The sequence below is a fragment of the Paenibacillus jamilae genome (assembly GCF_050482105.1).
Lineage (GTDB): Bacteria > Bacillota > Bacilli > Paenibacillales > Paenibacillaceae > Paenibacillus > Paenibacillus jamilae_B.
In genome coordinates this window covers 181,897-194,805 of sequence record NZ_JBCNHI010000003.1, presented here as the reverse complement: position 1 = coordinate 194,805, position 12,909 = coordinate 181,897, and the positions used below count along the sequence as shown (strand labels likewise).

The window sequence follows — 12,909 nt, the reverse complement described above, 5'->3', positions numbered from 1 at the left end:
CGCTGAAAACGATATACTGGAGTATATCGATGTAAGTAAGCCAGGAGGGAGAACATGTCGTCACCACGTTTACCGAAGCGTCCCCATGATCCAGACCTTACGGACGCCGGGGAGGAATTCTTTTTTCCCGATGTGCGGACTACGGTCAATCTGTTTGCCATTCATACGCGAAGGGTCGGAAGAGAGTGGAGTTATCCGCCACATGAACATCCGCAATATGAAATTAATATCGTGCTTGCGGGAGAGCAGATCATGATTGTGGATGGTCGCAGCTATATTCAGCGACAGGGGGATCTGATGCTTTTGCGCCCAGGAATTGTCCACTCCAGCCGTAGCAACGGAGAGGGGTTTACGTATTTTTGCATGCATTTCGACATTGATGACAAATTGTTTCTTTCGTTACTGAGTCGTTTGGAGCAAGTTCTTTTTCGAGCAGATGGCACGGTAGCGAGACAGATGGGACCAGCGCTAGACAAGCTACTTGACCTATCTGCGTTTGAAGACATGGGTAAAAACAGTGATTCAGTGGCCAAGCGTATGCGAATTCAATCTGCTGTATTTGAACTGTTCGCAACGTTGTGGGAGGCGGTATCCAGTGAAGCCGCTCATCTGCCTGGGCGTGGATATGTGCAGGCAGAGCTTGCCCATCAGATTGCCAGTCGACTTCAGGCTAGAGTTAATCAGCCTTATAGGCAAGCCGGCTCGGCGGATAAACAGGATGGGATCGAGGGGATTTCATCTGAGCTGGGTATTAGCGTTTCTCATTGTAATCGTGTATTCCGTAGTGTTTTTGGCGTATCTCCTCGGGTGTATTTATCCGAGCTTGTCTTGCATGAGGCCAAGCTGCTGCTGGCTGATCCGCAATGGTCGGTGCAGCAAATTGCCGATTTGCTCGGCTATGGGGATATTGCACATTTCAGCAGGCAATTCAAACGCTGGTCCAGTCAGTCGCCGACATCCTACCGCAAGAGTATAGCCCCTGAAAGTTTACCCGAATAAAAATATGTATGCTTATAAAATAGTTATGATACAATCCTTATAAAGGAGATGATAATAATATGAATTTACATAATCAACGTGTTGTCGTGATTGGCGGCAGTGCAGGGATAGGGCTGGCAACAGCCATAGAAGCAGCAAAACAAGGAGCGAGTATCGTAATCGCCGGTCGTTCTGCAGAAAAGCTGGAGTACGCGAAAAAGGTCATTCCTACTGAAGCGGTAGAGACCTTTCAATTGAATAATCAAAAGGAAGAGGAAGTACAGGCGTTTTTTGAAAAGGTCGGCGCCTTTGATCATTTGTTTACTCCGGGTGCGAGCTATACACGTGGTCCGATCACCATAGATACTGAAAAGGCGAAGACTCCGTTTGAGGGGAAATTTTGGCCGCAGTATTTTGCTGCCAAGCATGCGGTACCGCATATCTCCAAGGATGGCTCAATCGTTCTCATGTCCGGAGCCTTCAGTCAACGGCCGATGGGGTTTGGCGCTACATATGGAGCGGCTAACGGTGCGATTGAAAGTTTGGGCAAGGCGTTGGCGGTGGAGTTGGCTCCAGTACGTGTCAACGTGGTGTCTCCCGGCACGATCTGGCGGGACGGCCCCGAGGGGGAACAGCGGGCGCAGGCTTTTGAGGAATACAAGGAAGTAACCTTGCTACGGCGAGTGGGGTATAATGAGGAAATCGCACATACTGTGTTATACCTGATGACCAACAAGTTCACCACCGGAAGCGTGCTATTCCCGGATGGCGGTTATACGCTGATCTAATTTGTCTGGAAGCCCACGTGTACACGTCCACCAGGCCAATACACGCTTACAATGTGTTGGACTGGTTTTCTTTTTTACTCTATAAATGAATTAAGATCTTGTGTTTAAGGAGATGTAGTGAATGGATCGAGTGGATTATAAAATACTATAGATACTGCAAAATCAGGTCCACATTTCCATGACTGAGCTGGGCAAGGAGGTTGGACTTTCTCAGCTAGCTGTAACAGAACGAGTGCGGCGCATGGAGGATAAAGGCATGATTATAGGATATCGGGCCATGGTTTCACCTGAGAAAATGGGAAAGTCTATCATGGCTCATGTGCTCATGCAGGCGAATCACTGCAATTTATTTATTGAGTTTTGCCAATCCGCTCCCGAAGTTATTGAATGTCATAAAATGAGCGGCGAATATAATTTTCTGCTAAAAGTGATGACGGAATCGATGAGCCGTTTGGAGGAATTTAGAGATGAATGCGGCAAACATGGCCGCTCTACCACGTTGATTGTTCTTTCTTCGCCTATACCCTACAAAGATATAAGCCCTAATCTGCCTGATTCTATTTAGAACATCACCGTGGCTTGGCTGAACTGCCGTATTACAAGAACTTTTTAAGTTGAGATGCGCGTCTTTGAGTTGCAGAAGCTATTTTGGTATAGTAATAACGTCTTGCGCCGAGTGCATCTGAATGAACAATTCTAGATTTCGGTAACTTTTCAGGTCGGCTGATTCGTTCTTTTGTATGGGAGTCTTTTTGATGGTAGGGAGCTGCGATCACTATCCCCATTTGGTTTGTACATAACAGTAGAGATCTGAGATACGTTAGCTATTCAACCGTACCGTATTGCTACAAATTACCTCTGTATACTTCTCCATACCGCTTGTTTCAAATACACCCCAAATTCAATAAACTAAGTCTCAACTGTTCTATTCTTGGCCAGCTTAAATGCAGGTTTTCTTTTGCTTCACGTTACCGATTTTTTAATGTTTCAACTAAGTTTATTTATTCCATTAGATTGGGAGCACTATGGAATTTTTTAAATTCAATATTGTTTTAAAATGAAAGCCCTGATTGGATCCGTTTATATTCTGCATTTTCTACTTTGATAAATGCTTAATATTGTTCTTCTTTTACTTTCGATACTCGGACAGCTAACAAAACGAAGTGAGATGACTATGATATTGTAAGACATAAAACAAAATAACCAAACTTTACTAATATATTGAAAAATGATACATTAAATATATCTTCTTTGTTTTTTTACATAAGTATCTATAAAAAAGGCATATTGAGGGAGGGTTGGAATGGAAAAAGACTAGTTTTCTTATCAACAGTTTCATTGTGTAAAAGGAAAGATGGGATGAAAAACAGTTTCATGCTTTTCTTGGTACTAACCGAATATCCGCTGACGGTTGCATTCAGTAAAGGGGTATGTATTATAGTAACTGCCCTTCCATTGGAACTATGGAAACGTTGAAATGCGATTATGCTATTGATGACAGTTCACGGTTTGCTCTTCCAATGGAGCCGTGTCCTACATGCAATTATTCTAGATAATATGGAGGAAGTTAAGATGAAGAATATGATGATCAAACCTTTTATTGTAGGTTGTGCTTTCTTATTATTTGCAACAACGGGAATTGCACAAGTAGGTGCTCAGGAATATGCTAATCAAGACATTGATAACAGTACTGTATCAAACCAATTATCTAATGCCCAGGTTCAAAAAAAATTGACGGAAAATATAGATTCAGTTGAAAAATACATGGAGAGTCAGGGCACGAGTGTATTGAAAGAATTGGAGAAAGAGAAAGCAAGACTGGAATCGCTTTTAGACAAAGAAACGAGTCCTGAGGGTAAGGTTCAGTTAACAGATTTAATTCAAAGTTATGCTAAAAATATTGCAGAGTACGAAAATTATCTTTCTCAGGGGAAAATAAGTGAAGGGGAGTTTTCAAAATCTGGTGTTCAAGATCCGGTACTATCTCCAGCAGTGAGCACAGTGATTGCTTATTTCAATGTCCGGCAATATTATTTAGCGGCCGAATTGTTAACATATGCGAAAGACGGATCCACTGGAGGTCAATACACTCCTTATTTCGCTGGTCAAACATATGGAACATCAGAATACGCAAGATTGAGAAATAAAGTACAAGTATCGGGACCTTCTGGCTCGGGCAGTGCGACTTTCTCCAAAGGATCGACGACTAAAGATAATGATTTATATTATGCTCTTCATAAATATAATTATAGCTGGAAAAATGGAAGTATTACAATCACAGATAGATATGATTATGATGTTAATCCTGAGTATAATGGTATAGCTGGGACTGCTGTAAATACAATGTATTTGGCGCAGACATTGGGTGTTATTGTGCCCTATACTGTAGTAATGAGGTTCTAGATCGTTCAGTTAATTAATAGAATGATCAAAAAGGTTGATATAAATGCACCATTCTATAAGCGAATGGTGCATGAATTATTTAGCTAGGGGACGTTAAATGTGAGAAATAAAAAGCTGATCATATTTTCATTGATTTCCGTGCTGATTTTGGTCGGATTGTTTTATGTTTTTTTTTCAAAAAAGAATAAAGAAGTAGAGTGGCTTTACGATAAGTTAGGAATTCAATTACCCGAAGAGACCAGTATCTGGTTTAGTGATGAATCCTATGGAGCACTTGGGGATGGATATCGTTTGTATATTTATCAAACTAACTCTGAAGAGATGAAGGAATTAATCAGAAGAGAAAAATTGAATTCTTGGTCTAAACTACCGTTACCTACAGAGTTAAGTGGTCCATTAATGGAAAAAATCAAAGGCATCACAAGTGAAAAAATAGCTGAGCTTTTACCTTTGAAAGTAACCAAGGGTTACTACACGATTAGAAATAGTCGAACGAATGGTTTAATTATGGGTAGTGATGTTTATGATTTTAGTTATAATAATGTGATAATTAGTGTTATCAACTTAGAGGATAATAAAATATATTTTTTATCTTTTGATATGTAATTTGAAACTAAAACTAACAGGGAATCTTCAGGGAAATACCGTTGGCAATCCTGCTTGTTCCTTCATCTCTTTCGCATCTCAGACTGTTAGGGTTAAAGTTCAAAGCATTCTCGCTGCCAAGCATGCCGTACTGTATATCTCTAAGGATATCCAACCATAAATTATGTGCTCATGTAGGCGAATCACTGCAATTTATTTGCTGAGTTTTGCCAATCCTCTCTCGAAGTTATTGAATGTCATAAAAACAGTGGCGAGTAATGATTTTCTACTAAAAGAGATGACGGAATTGATGAGACGTTTGGAGGAATTCAGAGATAATTCGCTAAACATGGCCGCTCTGCCGCGCTAATTGTTCTTCCTCACCTATATCCTTACAAAGTCATAGCCCCAATCTGTCTGATTCTATTTAGGATATCATCGTTATTTGTGGATTCGTCTTTGTTGTGTGTGTATTTTTTAAGTCTTGATGTGAGGCAGCTAAGGGCTAATTTCACAAAAGCATTCCTCTTACAAAATTTAAAAGAGTTTCATAAATTCGTTTCTACTTGAAAAAGGAGATATTACATGTTGAAGAAAGCAGTTCATACTATACTCTTTGCGGTGATTTTCTTTGTAACCGTAGATCAAGCACACGCTGCACTTCCTAAATATCTGTACAATCTTGTCCTTACAGTAAACAATGTTGAAGTCACATCTGATGCAAATCCTTATATTGAACGAGCAACCAATACAACGTATGTTCCTATTAGATTTGTATCCGAGAGTTTGGGCGAAAGTGTAAGCTGGAATAGAGAAAAGCAGGAGGTTACAATCTTTTCTGATCATGGTGAAATTGTACGTCTGACTATCGGAAGTAAAGTAGCTTATGTAAATGATATAGAAAAAATAATGCCTAGTGTGCCTGTTATGCCAGAATCGCCTAATCGCGTGATGGTGCCTCTCAGATGGGTTTCAGAGGTTATGGGGGCAACTGTAGATAGTACCCTAAGAAATGAGACTATACATATAAACATTACCAAGCCATATCTAAGCAAAAAATTGACTTATGCTGAAAGACGACAACACTGTACAGGACTGGAAGTAGATGATGGAATCTTTAGCGAGGGAGGTTTTCTTCATTGAAGAGTGCACTACGTAAGAAGTTAGCTTGCTTGGTTGTCCTTGGAGGAATTTTGACCATAGCTGCTGCTGGTTTTGGAAGAGATAAGGAACTTTATAAACTTCCCGATAAGCCCAAAGAGACTGCTGTCTCTACATTTTCAGAATATATGAACGCTTCTATGAATCGCGACTACGATAAGATGCTTTCACTGTCTGATGACTATCGTTTTAAAACAGAGCAGGCACGACTTAATTTTCTAAAAGCCCAAGGGGCACCGATTGATTATCGTATCATGTCCGTGGATGATTCTGATCCTTCTAGAATTGTTGTTTCTTCGATAACGAAGTATGAGGATATGGAGTTACCTCCTATTAAGCATATTCTTGTTTTTGAAGAAGGAAAGTACAAGCTACAAATGAGGAATGTTGTGGTCAATATGATCCCTTCTTCACCTGACTATAAAACAGTTGAGTACGAGCCTGAGAAGGTAGATGATGCGTTAGAAGATCATTTTAATTGATTTTAATTTTTTGATTTTCTAATCAAACGATCAATAGTGTATCCAATGAGATACCAGAAACCTATCGTAGTAAAGTATACAACGGCTATAGGGATATGTGCTTTTCGCACAAATTGAAAGAATTCATACATCCAAACCAACGGGCTAATCATAGCCAATAGTATATTATAGTCGTCGTACCCTGTAAGATTTACAGCAATAACTACACAAGAGACTAGGACCAGCCAAAAACGAAAGGATTTCATAGCCTATGCCTCCATTCCTTTAAAAAAGAAGCCGCGAGACGATTATCAGCATCCTGAGATCGTGGCGGCTTCTAGGGATTTTTTACTACACTTCTTTTACAGGACGTAACACTGCGTAGCCGTATCCCTCAGGGAAATGTCTTTGATAATCCTGCTTCGTTTCCTCATCCCATTCATACCCCATACTGCGTGGATCAAAGCTCCAAGCTTTTTCCTCCACTACGCTCATAACATCTCCATTGTTTTTTAAATAGTTAAAGGGTGGATGGAAAAACACCAGATAATCTGATTCGGGGATGTTCCGGCACTCCATACCTACTGGAATCTCTCCAGTGTAGTCAGCAGCAACTGGTATTCCATACAGATAGCCCTTCTGACCATGCTGATAGAACCAGCCTGCGGTCTGACCCAATTGTCCGGGAAGCTTAAGGTGAGACATGCTTTCCAGGGTCCCACAAATTTCATCACAATTATGACCATTTCTCCAAAAACCACCGTAGTTTCGAGAAGAGATATCCCAGATCCCAATAAATTTGTGTGCTGGTATATGCTCGATTTTGACTTCAGCTTCTTGTAAATGTTCTTTAACCATCTTATCCCGCTCCTTCAAATGGTAATGATAAGGAGAGAACACCTCAACGCGAATGGCTAAGGGAATAGGACGGGGCTCCTTCCGGTATACAGCCGGAGTTACCTCGAACGCTTTTACAAATGCTCGTGTAAAAGCTTCCTGTGAAGAAAACCCATACTTTATGGCAACATCGAGGATGCGGACATTGCTATCCCGGAGTTCAAGGGCTGCCCGGCTAATCCTGCGCATCCACACATAATCCCTCAACGTCATTCCTGTCAGAGAGTGAAATTGCTTTGTACAGTAATAAGGGGAATAGCCTAACTGGTCGGACATTCTCAACAACGATGGTGCTGAAGTAAGATTATTATCAATCCAATCAATCATAAGCTGGACCATTTCGTTCCATTCGTACACGAGGGCTCTCTCCTTTCGACTCCATCTTAACAGCCGGAATGCAGGAGTATTTGATTTGAGTTGCATGTATACTTTTGTCTCGTTCTGTTACTCCTCTACATAACAGATATATGGGTGTTGAAAGAACCTTTGATCAGATACGAAATAATAGTGTTTTCCTATAGCCAGCGGAGGGATGACAGACTTTGAGGAAAAATATAATTCTTTATATTTACCACCGTTAGAAGCATCTCTCTGTATAACTAAGTAATCGTCTGTAATTTTAACTAATTTAGCAGTTTCAGCATGGTGACTTCCTGAGTGAAAATAAAGCCAACTAAAAATCAGTGAGAAAAATATAACGCTTAAAATAGATGCAGCCGTTCTATTCTTTGTAATCAACATTCGTGCACCTCCATAATCCATGTAATAAAATGACATGAGAAAAGAATCTGACAAATCAACCCTTTCATTTGTAAGAAAATATGTATAGCTGGTTATTTATCCTGTATATGTATATTGTAAGATGTATGGTCGGATGATGGAAGTAGCTTTCACACAAAAAGCCTACCTACCGGAACACCGGCAGGTAGGCTTTTATAACATAAACGTTCATTATACTTCAGAACCGTATGCAGTCTGTGCCTTACATTGCAATCGCACCGACAACATATCCTGATCTATCGTTAGTTATTTTTACGCTGACGAGCGCGAGCTTCGCCGCCTTTGCGGCCTGCTTCTTCCCTGCTCATTTTCCCGTCGCTATCACTTTGGTCTGAATTGCCACGGGCTTCACCGCCCTTGCTACCGATTTCCTGGTAGAACTCCTTGCCATGGTTTTTGGAAGTGGCTTCGCCACCTTTTTCACCAATTTCCTGATAGAAGTCCTTGCCATGACTTTTGGAAGTGGCCTCGCCACCTTTTTCGCCGATCTCTTGGTAAAATTCTTTGTCGTGATTTTTAGCAGTAGCTTCTCCACCTAAACGTCCTGCCTCTTCGCGACTCATTTTGCCATTTTGGTTGTTGTTAGCCATGTTCAATCACTCCTCATCGAATTTTAGTAAAGCGTCTACGTGTATCTATTAACCCTCATGTCAGGAATTAAACATGTCTATTTTATTCGATAAGTGGAAAATGACTGGTAAATAATTGGTTATAACCGTCTCCATCAGACTTCCCAGGACTCTGTGCGCAGTTGCTGCTGGCGGGTAAATAATGTCGGATAAATAAGCAGGCTAAGCAGCACACTGGTCAAAATAGCCGAGGTCATGGTAGTGAATACGATGAGCAATTGCAAGCGTACAGCCACAATCGGATTGGCGCCTGCGATGATTTGTCCGGTCATCATGCCGGGAAGCTGAACAAGCCCCAATGTTTTTTGTCCCTCAATGGTTGGAATCATGCTGGAACGTATGCAATTTTTCAGTATAGGGAAGATGGCTTGTCGTGGTGTTCCTCCCAGTGCGAGAATGAGCATGATTTCAGGCTTGCGCAGCAGAACTTCTGATTTGAGCCGTGATACCAGCAGGCTGGACAAAATCATGGAGCTGCCTATGATCATGCCGCTAATCGGAATCATATATCGGGCTGTCGCCGGAATGATATGCAGGCTAATCAGGAATGCCTGTGTAACGATTTCCACACATAGCAACGTCAGGAATGTCTTCCACATGAGCCGGGGGATAAAACGTCCTTTGCGTGCAACATTTTGAGAGGCTACAGTGATCATGAGCAGAATGAATAATACGATAAATCCGTAGCTTTGCATCCCAAAAATCAAATGTAACACGTATCCAATCGCCAGGAGCTGGACGGAGGCTCTGATCGTAGCAATAATAATGTCTCGGTCCAGACCGAGCTTGAAGGACTTGGACATGACGATGGCGATGAATACAAAACCAAGAGAAAGAATCAGGGCAACAATCGTCATAGCCATTCTCCTGCTACAAACTTGCGAGTTTCACTATGTTGTGGAGCATTAAAAAACGTCTCCGTATCCGCCTGTTCTACCAGTCTTCCGTTGATCATCAGCCATGTTTCGTGGCCTACCCTGCGGGCTTGTTCCATATGGTGCGTAATCCAGATCATCGTTGTTCCCTCTTCTTTGTTCATTTGAAGCAGCAGTTCCTCAACCTCTTTGACTGAGGCGGGGTCCAGTGCAGAAGTAATCTCATCCAGTAGTAAAATATCCGGGCGGTTCGCGAGCGTCCGCGCCAAGGCCAGGCGCTGTCTTTGTCCACCGGACAGCTCCTGCGCCTTCTGTTCCAGCAGGTCACGGGTAAGTCCTACGCGCTCTAACAGGCCAACCGGGTTTTCCAGTGCCGTACCATGTAGCCTCTCTACGGCCTGGAGATTGTAGAGGACCGTCCCCTGAAGCATGGGAGCATCTTGAAAAACCAATGCTACCTTTCGTCTCAGTTCAGGGATCTCCCACTCGTTAATAGGCGTGCCGAGGACGCTGATTTCTCCTTCATCCGATGTTAGCAAAAGATTGCACAGTGAAAGCAATGTGCTTTTACCAGACCCTGACGGGCCGACCAGTGTCGTGATTTTTCCGCGGGGGACCTTTGCCGTAATTCCGTTGAGGACAGCACGTTGTTGTCCCGATCCGGTGAAATATTTGGTGACATGATTAAACTCAATAGCTGGAAGTGGCTTGGGTTCCATAGATATAGTTAGCTCCTTTGCAGGGAATCGGAAAAGATATCAGATCCGCTCTATAATCTCTTTGTATTATATCAGTAATATCCTATAGGCTCTTCTCTTAAAAAAATCCGGGGGTTGGAGCTGTTGCAAACGGTACTTTCTTTGTATAAACTAACATGATTAGTTAAGATAAAATAAGAATGCAGTCTGTGTATGTATACGAAAACCACCTTACATAGAATTCAACGAAAGGGGACAGGATGATGTCACCTAGACATGGAGTAAAGCTACAAGATATCCTGAAGGCTGCCGAGGATATTGCCAATGAACGAGGGATGGGAGATGTCACGCTCACTACGTTGGCGCAAAAGCTGCATATTCGCCCTCCATCTTTGTACAACCACGTGGACGGATTGAACGGATTACGTCAAGTGCTGGCTTTACATAGCCTCGAAAAGTTGGAGGAGGCTTTGAAGAGTGCAGCGGTAGGCAGAGCAGGCGAAGAAGCGCTGACAGCTATGGGGAGAGCGTATATGCAGTATGCGCGCGAGCGGCCTGGCTTGTATGAGGCGATGCTGTATGCAACCGACCGAAATGATACCGAGCTGAGACATGCAGCGGATCGCGTAGCGGAGCTCGTCATTACCGTGCTATCCAGTGGCTACGGCTTCAACGAGGCAGATTGCATTCATGCAGCGAGAGGGTTCCGTAGTCTTCTGCATGGCTTTGCCTCGCTTGAACAAAAGGGCGGTTTTGGTTTACCAGTGGATGTGGACCGTAGTATTGAAGTGATGATGGACACCTTTTGTGCAGGTCTTCGCGTGCTTCAGCACAAGCGAAAGGTAGAGCATTCAGACAAAGACTTGGGTTCATCCTGATTTTACTCATATGATTGCATCCTAGACTCAACGGGTAAAATATATCAGTATACTGTAGACAAGAGGCCATATATACAGGAGGGATATGAGTGAACGTACTGGTGATTGGTGCCAATGGAAAAGTAGGCAGACATCTCGTTCGCCTACTGGGGCAACATGAAGCGCATCGCATAAAGGCGTTGATCCGCCAACCGGATCAGGCCGAAGCGCTTGAACGTTTGGGGGCAGAAACGGTAGTAGTTGACCTTGAAGGGACGGTGGGTGAGATTGCCGCAGCTATAAAAGGCAGCGATGCTGTCGTGTTCACGGCAGGCTCCGGCGGCAAAACAGGAGCGGATAAAACACTGCTCATCGACCTTGATGGAGCAGTCAAGGCGATGGAAGCCGCTGAACAAGCGGGTATCCGGCGCTTCATTATGGTCAGCGCTTTACATGCGGAGAACCGGGAGCAATGGCCCGAATCGATTAAGCCATATTACGTGGCAAAGCATTATGCAGACCGCTTGCTGGAAGCGAGCAATCTGGACTACACGATTCTTCGCCCCGGTGGGCTGACAGATGACGCTGGTACTGGCAGGGTTGCTACTGGTGAAGATCTCACCAGCCATACCATCTCACGTGAAGATGTAGCGGCAACGGTGGTGGCAGTGCTGGAAGAAAAGCAGACGTATCAGCGGGCGATTGATTTGGTGTCCGGCAGTACGCCTATTGCTGAGGCCATCCGGTAGAACTGATGAATTGAACGGCATATGCATAATATAGATAAAGGCAGACCCAGAGGTAAATTCCGGGTCTGCCTTTTGCTTTTTGTATAACGTTCCCACGAGTATATACGAGAGAAATTTGCCTAAAACTAATCATATTACTTATAATACTAACATAATTAGTTTATAATCAAAACGAGGAGATGAGATAAAATGCGTATCGTTCAGGTGCAGCACCTGTATCAATTGACGTTTATGCCCCGGCTGTTCCCAGTGAACTGTTATTTGGTGGAGGAAAAGGAGGGGCTTACTCTGATTGATGCCGGATTGCCATACAGTGCTCAGGGTATTAAACAGGCTGCGGCGCAGATTGGACAGCCGATTATACGAATTGTACTTACCCACGCGCATGGGGATCATGTAGGTGCGTTGGATAAGCTAAAGGCAAAATATCCTGAGGCGCAAGTATTCATCTCAAGGCGGGATGCTCGGCTACTGAAGGGGGATGTATCGTTGGAGGCAGGCGAACCGAATACTCCTATTCGAGGCAGCGTGCCGAAGAATATCCTTACCCAACCTGACATTTTATTGGAGGATGGAGATAACGTGGGCTCGCTGCTGGCAATCAGCGCACCGGGACATACGCCAGGCTCGATGGGATTTTTGGATACCCGTACCCGTGCGTTAATTGCAGGTGATGCCTTCCAGACTCGGGGCGGTGTTGCGGTGGCAGGAAGGCTCAAGCCGCTGTTTCCTTTTCCGGCACTAGCTACCTGGGACAAGGAAATTTCGCTGGCAAGCGCCAAAAAACTGGCGTCTTATAATCCGTCTTTATTAGCAGCCGGTCATGGCAACCTGCTGAAGCATCCACAATCTCAGCTGGAAAGAGCGATTATGGAGATGGAGCAGCAATGTTCAGTGCGTTGATTACGTATTCAGCCAACATTCAGCCAGAACTCACAAAGTCCTAAGCTAAGGCAGATACAATATGAGGAAAATAGAAACAGAGAGAGGTGCATCGGATTTGAACGTTTGGAAAACGAACGGTCTGAAATATATACTTCTATTTAGT

Annotated in this window: 15 protein-coding genes; 10 read left to right on the top strand and 5 right to left on the bottom strand. The window is 43.4% G+C overall.

Features of this window, described 5'->3' with window-relative positions:
- The first annotated feature begins 54 nt into the window (after positions 1-54).
- The 7 genes from ABEW32_RS02160 (at position 55) to ABEW32_RS02130 (ending at position 6,397) form a co-directional block, all read left to right on the top strand.
- Positions 55-999 (top strand): AraC family transcriptional regulator, encoded by a 945-nt coding sequence (locus tag ABEW32_RS02160; protein ID WP_430184278.1) that lies wholly within the window; start codon positions 55-57, stop codon positions 997-999.
- Positions 1,000-1,058: 59 nt separating this feature from the next.
- Complete coding sequence (locus tag ABEW32_RS02155) at positions 1,059-1,766, top strand: SDR family oxidoreductase (RefSeq protein WP_430184276.1); 708 nt, start codon at positions 1,059-1,061, stop codon at positions 1,764-1,766.
- A 151-nt stretch (positions 1,767-1,917) separates the two neighbouring features.
- The gene (locus ABEW32_RS02150) at positions 1,918-2,331 is read left to right on the top strand and encodes an Lrp/AsnC family transcriptional regulator (protein ID WP_430184668.1); all 414 of its coding nucleotides are present in this window, start codon (positions 1,918-1,920) and stop codon (positions 2,329-2,331) included.
- Positions 2,332-3,338: 1,007 nt separating this feature from the next.
- Positions 3,339-4,169, top strand: coding sequence for a hypothetical protein (locus tag ABEW32_RS02145; RefSeq protein ID WP_430184274.1), 831 nt, complete (start codon positions 3,339-3,341; stop codon positions 4,167-4,169).
- A gap of 99 nt (positions 4,170-4,268) precedes the next feature.
- The gene (locus ABEW32_RS02140; RefSeq protein ID WP_430184272.1) at positions 4,269-4,775 is read left to right on the top strand and encodes a hypothetical protein; all 507 of its coding nucleotides are present in this window, start codon (positions 4,269-4,271) and stop codon (positions 4,773-4,775) included.
- Between the two features lie 564 nt (positions 4,776-5,339).
- Positions 5,340-5,897 carry a copper amine oxidase N-terminal domain-containing protein gene (locus ABEW32_RS02135; protein WP_430184270.1) on the top strand — a complete coding sequence of 186 codons (558 nt, stop codon included), beginning with the start codon at positions 5,340-5,342 and terminating at the stop codon, positions 5,895-5,897.
- Entirely contained in the window at positions 5,894-6,397 is a 504-nt protein-coding gene (locus ABEW32_RS02130; protein ID WP_430184268.1) for a hypothetical protein, read from the top strand. The genes ABEW32_RS02135 and ABEW32_RS02130 overlap by 4 nt, the downstream gene beginning before the upstream one ends.
- A 330-nt stretch (positions 6,398-6,727) precedes the next feature.
- On the opposite strand, the gene ABEW32_RS02125 is transcribed toward ABEW32_RS02130, so the two are convergent.
- The 5 genes from ABEW32_RS02125 to ABEW32_RS02105 all read right to left on the bottom strand — a co-directional run bounded on the left by ABEW32_RS02125 (position 6,728) and on the right by ABEW32_RS02105 (position 10,276).
- Positions 6,728-7,630, bottom strand: a complete 903-nt coding sequence (locus tag ABEW32_RS02125; RefSeq protein WP_430184266.1) for a helix-turn-helix domain-containing protein — start codon at positions 7,628-7,630, stop codon at positions 6,728-6,730.
- A gap of 87 nt (positions 7,631-7,717) precedes the next feature.
- Complete coding sequence (locus tag ABEW32_RS02120) at positions 7,718-8,014, bottom strand: hypothetical protein (RefSeq protein ID WP_430184264.1); 297 nt, start codon at positions 8,012-8,014, stop codon at positions 7,718-7,720.
- Between the two features lie 281 nt (positions 8,015-8,295).
- Positions 8,296-8,643, bottom strand: coding sequence for a KGG domain-containing protein (locus tag ABEW32_RS02115; protein ID WP_430184262.1), 348 nt, complete (start codon positions 8,641-8,643; stop codon positions 8,296-8,298).
- A gap of 134 nt (positions 8,644-8,777) precedes the next feature.
- A complete protein-coding gene (locus tag ABEW32_RS02110; protein WP_430184260.1) occupies positions 8,778-9,539 on the bottom strand; it encodes an ABC transporter permease in 762 nt (253 codons plus the stop codon).
- Positions 9,536-10,276, bottom strand: coding sequence for an ABC transporter ATP-binding protein (locus ABEW32_RS02105; RefSeq protein ID WP_430184258.1), 741 nt, complete (start codon positions 10,274-10,276; stop codon positions 9,536-9,538). The genes ABEW32_RS02110 and ABEW32_RS02105 overlap by 4 nt, the downstream gene beginning before the upstream one ends.
- 242 nt (positions 10,277-10,518) lie before the next feature.
- Here ABEW32_RS02105 and ABEW32_RS02100 point away from each other — a divergent pair, with 242 nt between their 5' ends.
- The 3 genes from ABEW32_RS02100 (at position 10,519) to ABEW32_RS02090 (ending at position 12,764) form a co-directional block, all read left to right on the top strand.
- On the top strand, positions 10,519-11,133 hold the full coding sequence (locus tag ABEW32_RS02100; RefSeq protein WP_430184256.1) for a TetR/AcrR family transcriptional regulator: 615 nt from the start codon (positions 10,519-10,521) through the stop codon (positions 11,131-11,133).
- Between the two features lie 89 nt (positions 11,134-11,222).
- Positions 11,223-11,861, top strand: coding sequence for an SDR family oxidoreductase (locus tag ABEW32_RS02095; RefSeq protein ID WP_430184254.1), 639 nt, complete (start codon positions 11,223-11,225; stop codon positions 11,859-11,861).
- A 189-nt stretch (positions 11,862-12,050) separates the two neighbouring features.
- A complete protein-coding gene (locus ABEW32_RS02090) occupies positions 12,051-12,764 on the top strand; it encodes an MBL fold metallo-hydrolase (RefSeq protein ID WP_430184252.1) in 714 nt (237 codons plus the stop codon).
- Positions 12,765-12,909: the final 145 nt, after the last annotated feature.

Coding starts and splice junctions, on each gene's coding strand:
- ABEW32_RS02115 (WP_430184262.1), bottom strand. CDS start 8,643: ATGGCTAACAACAACCAAAATGGCAAAATGAGTCGCGAAGAGGCAGGA.
- ABEW32_RS02155 (WP_430184276.1), top strand. CDS start 1,059: ATGAATTTACATAATCAACGTGTTGTCGTGATTGGCGGCAGTGCAGGG.
- ABEW32_RS02090 (WP_430184252.1), top strand. CDS start 12,051: ATGCGTATCGTTCAGGTGCAGCACCTGTATCAATTGACGTTTATGCCC.
- ABEW32_RS02160 (WP_430184278.1), top strand. CDS start 55: ATGTCGTCACCACGTTTACCGAAGCGTCCCCATGATCCAGACCTTACG.
- ABEW32_RS02110 (WP_430184260.1), bottom strand. CDS start 9,539: ATGACGATTGTTGCCCTGATTCTTTCTCTTGGTTTTGTATTCATCGCC.
- ABEW32_RS02135 (WP_430184270.1), top strand. CDS start 5,340: ATGTTGAAGAAAGCAGTTCATACTATACTCTTTGCGGTGATTTTCTTT.
- ABEW32_RS02100 (WP_430184256.1), top strand. CDS start 10,519: ATGTCACCTAGACATGGAGTAAAGCTACAAGATATCCTGAAGGCTGCC.
- ABEW32_RS02105 (WP_430184258.1), bottom strand. CDS start 10,276: ATGGAACCCAAGCCACTTCCAGCTATTGAGTTTAATCATGTCACCAAA.
- ABEW32_RS02120 (WP_430184264.1), bottom strand. CDS start 8,014: ATGTTGATTACAAAGAATAGAACGGCTGCATCTATTTTAAGCGTTATA.
- ABEW32_RS02145 (WP_430184274.1), top strand. CDS start 3,339: ATGAAGAATATGATGATCAAACCTTTTATTGTAGGTTGTGCTTTCTTA.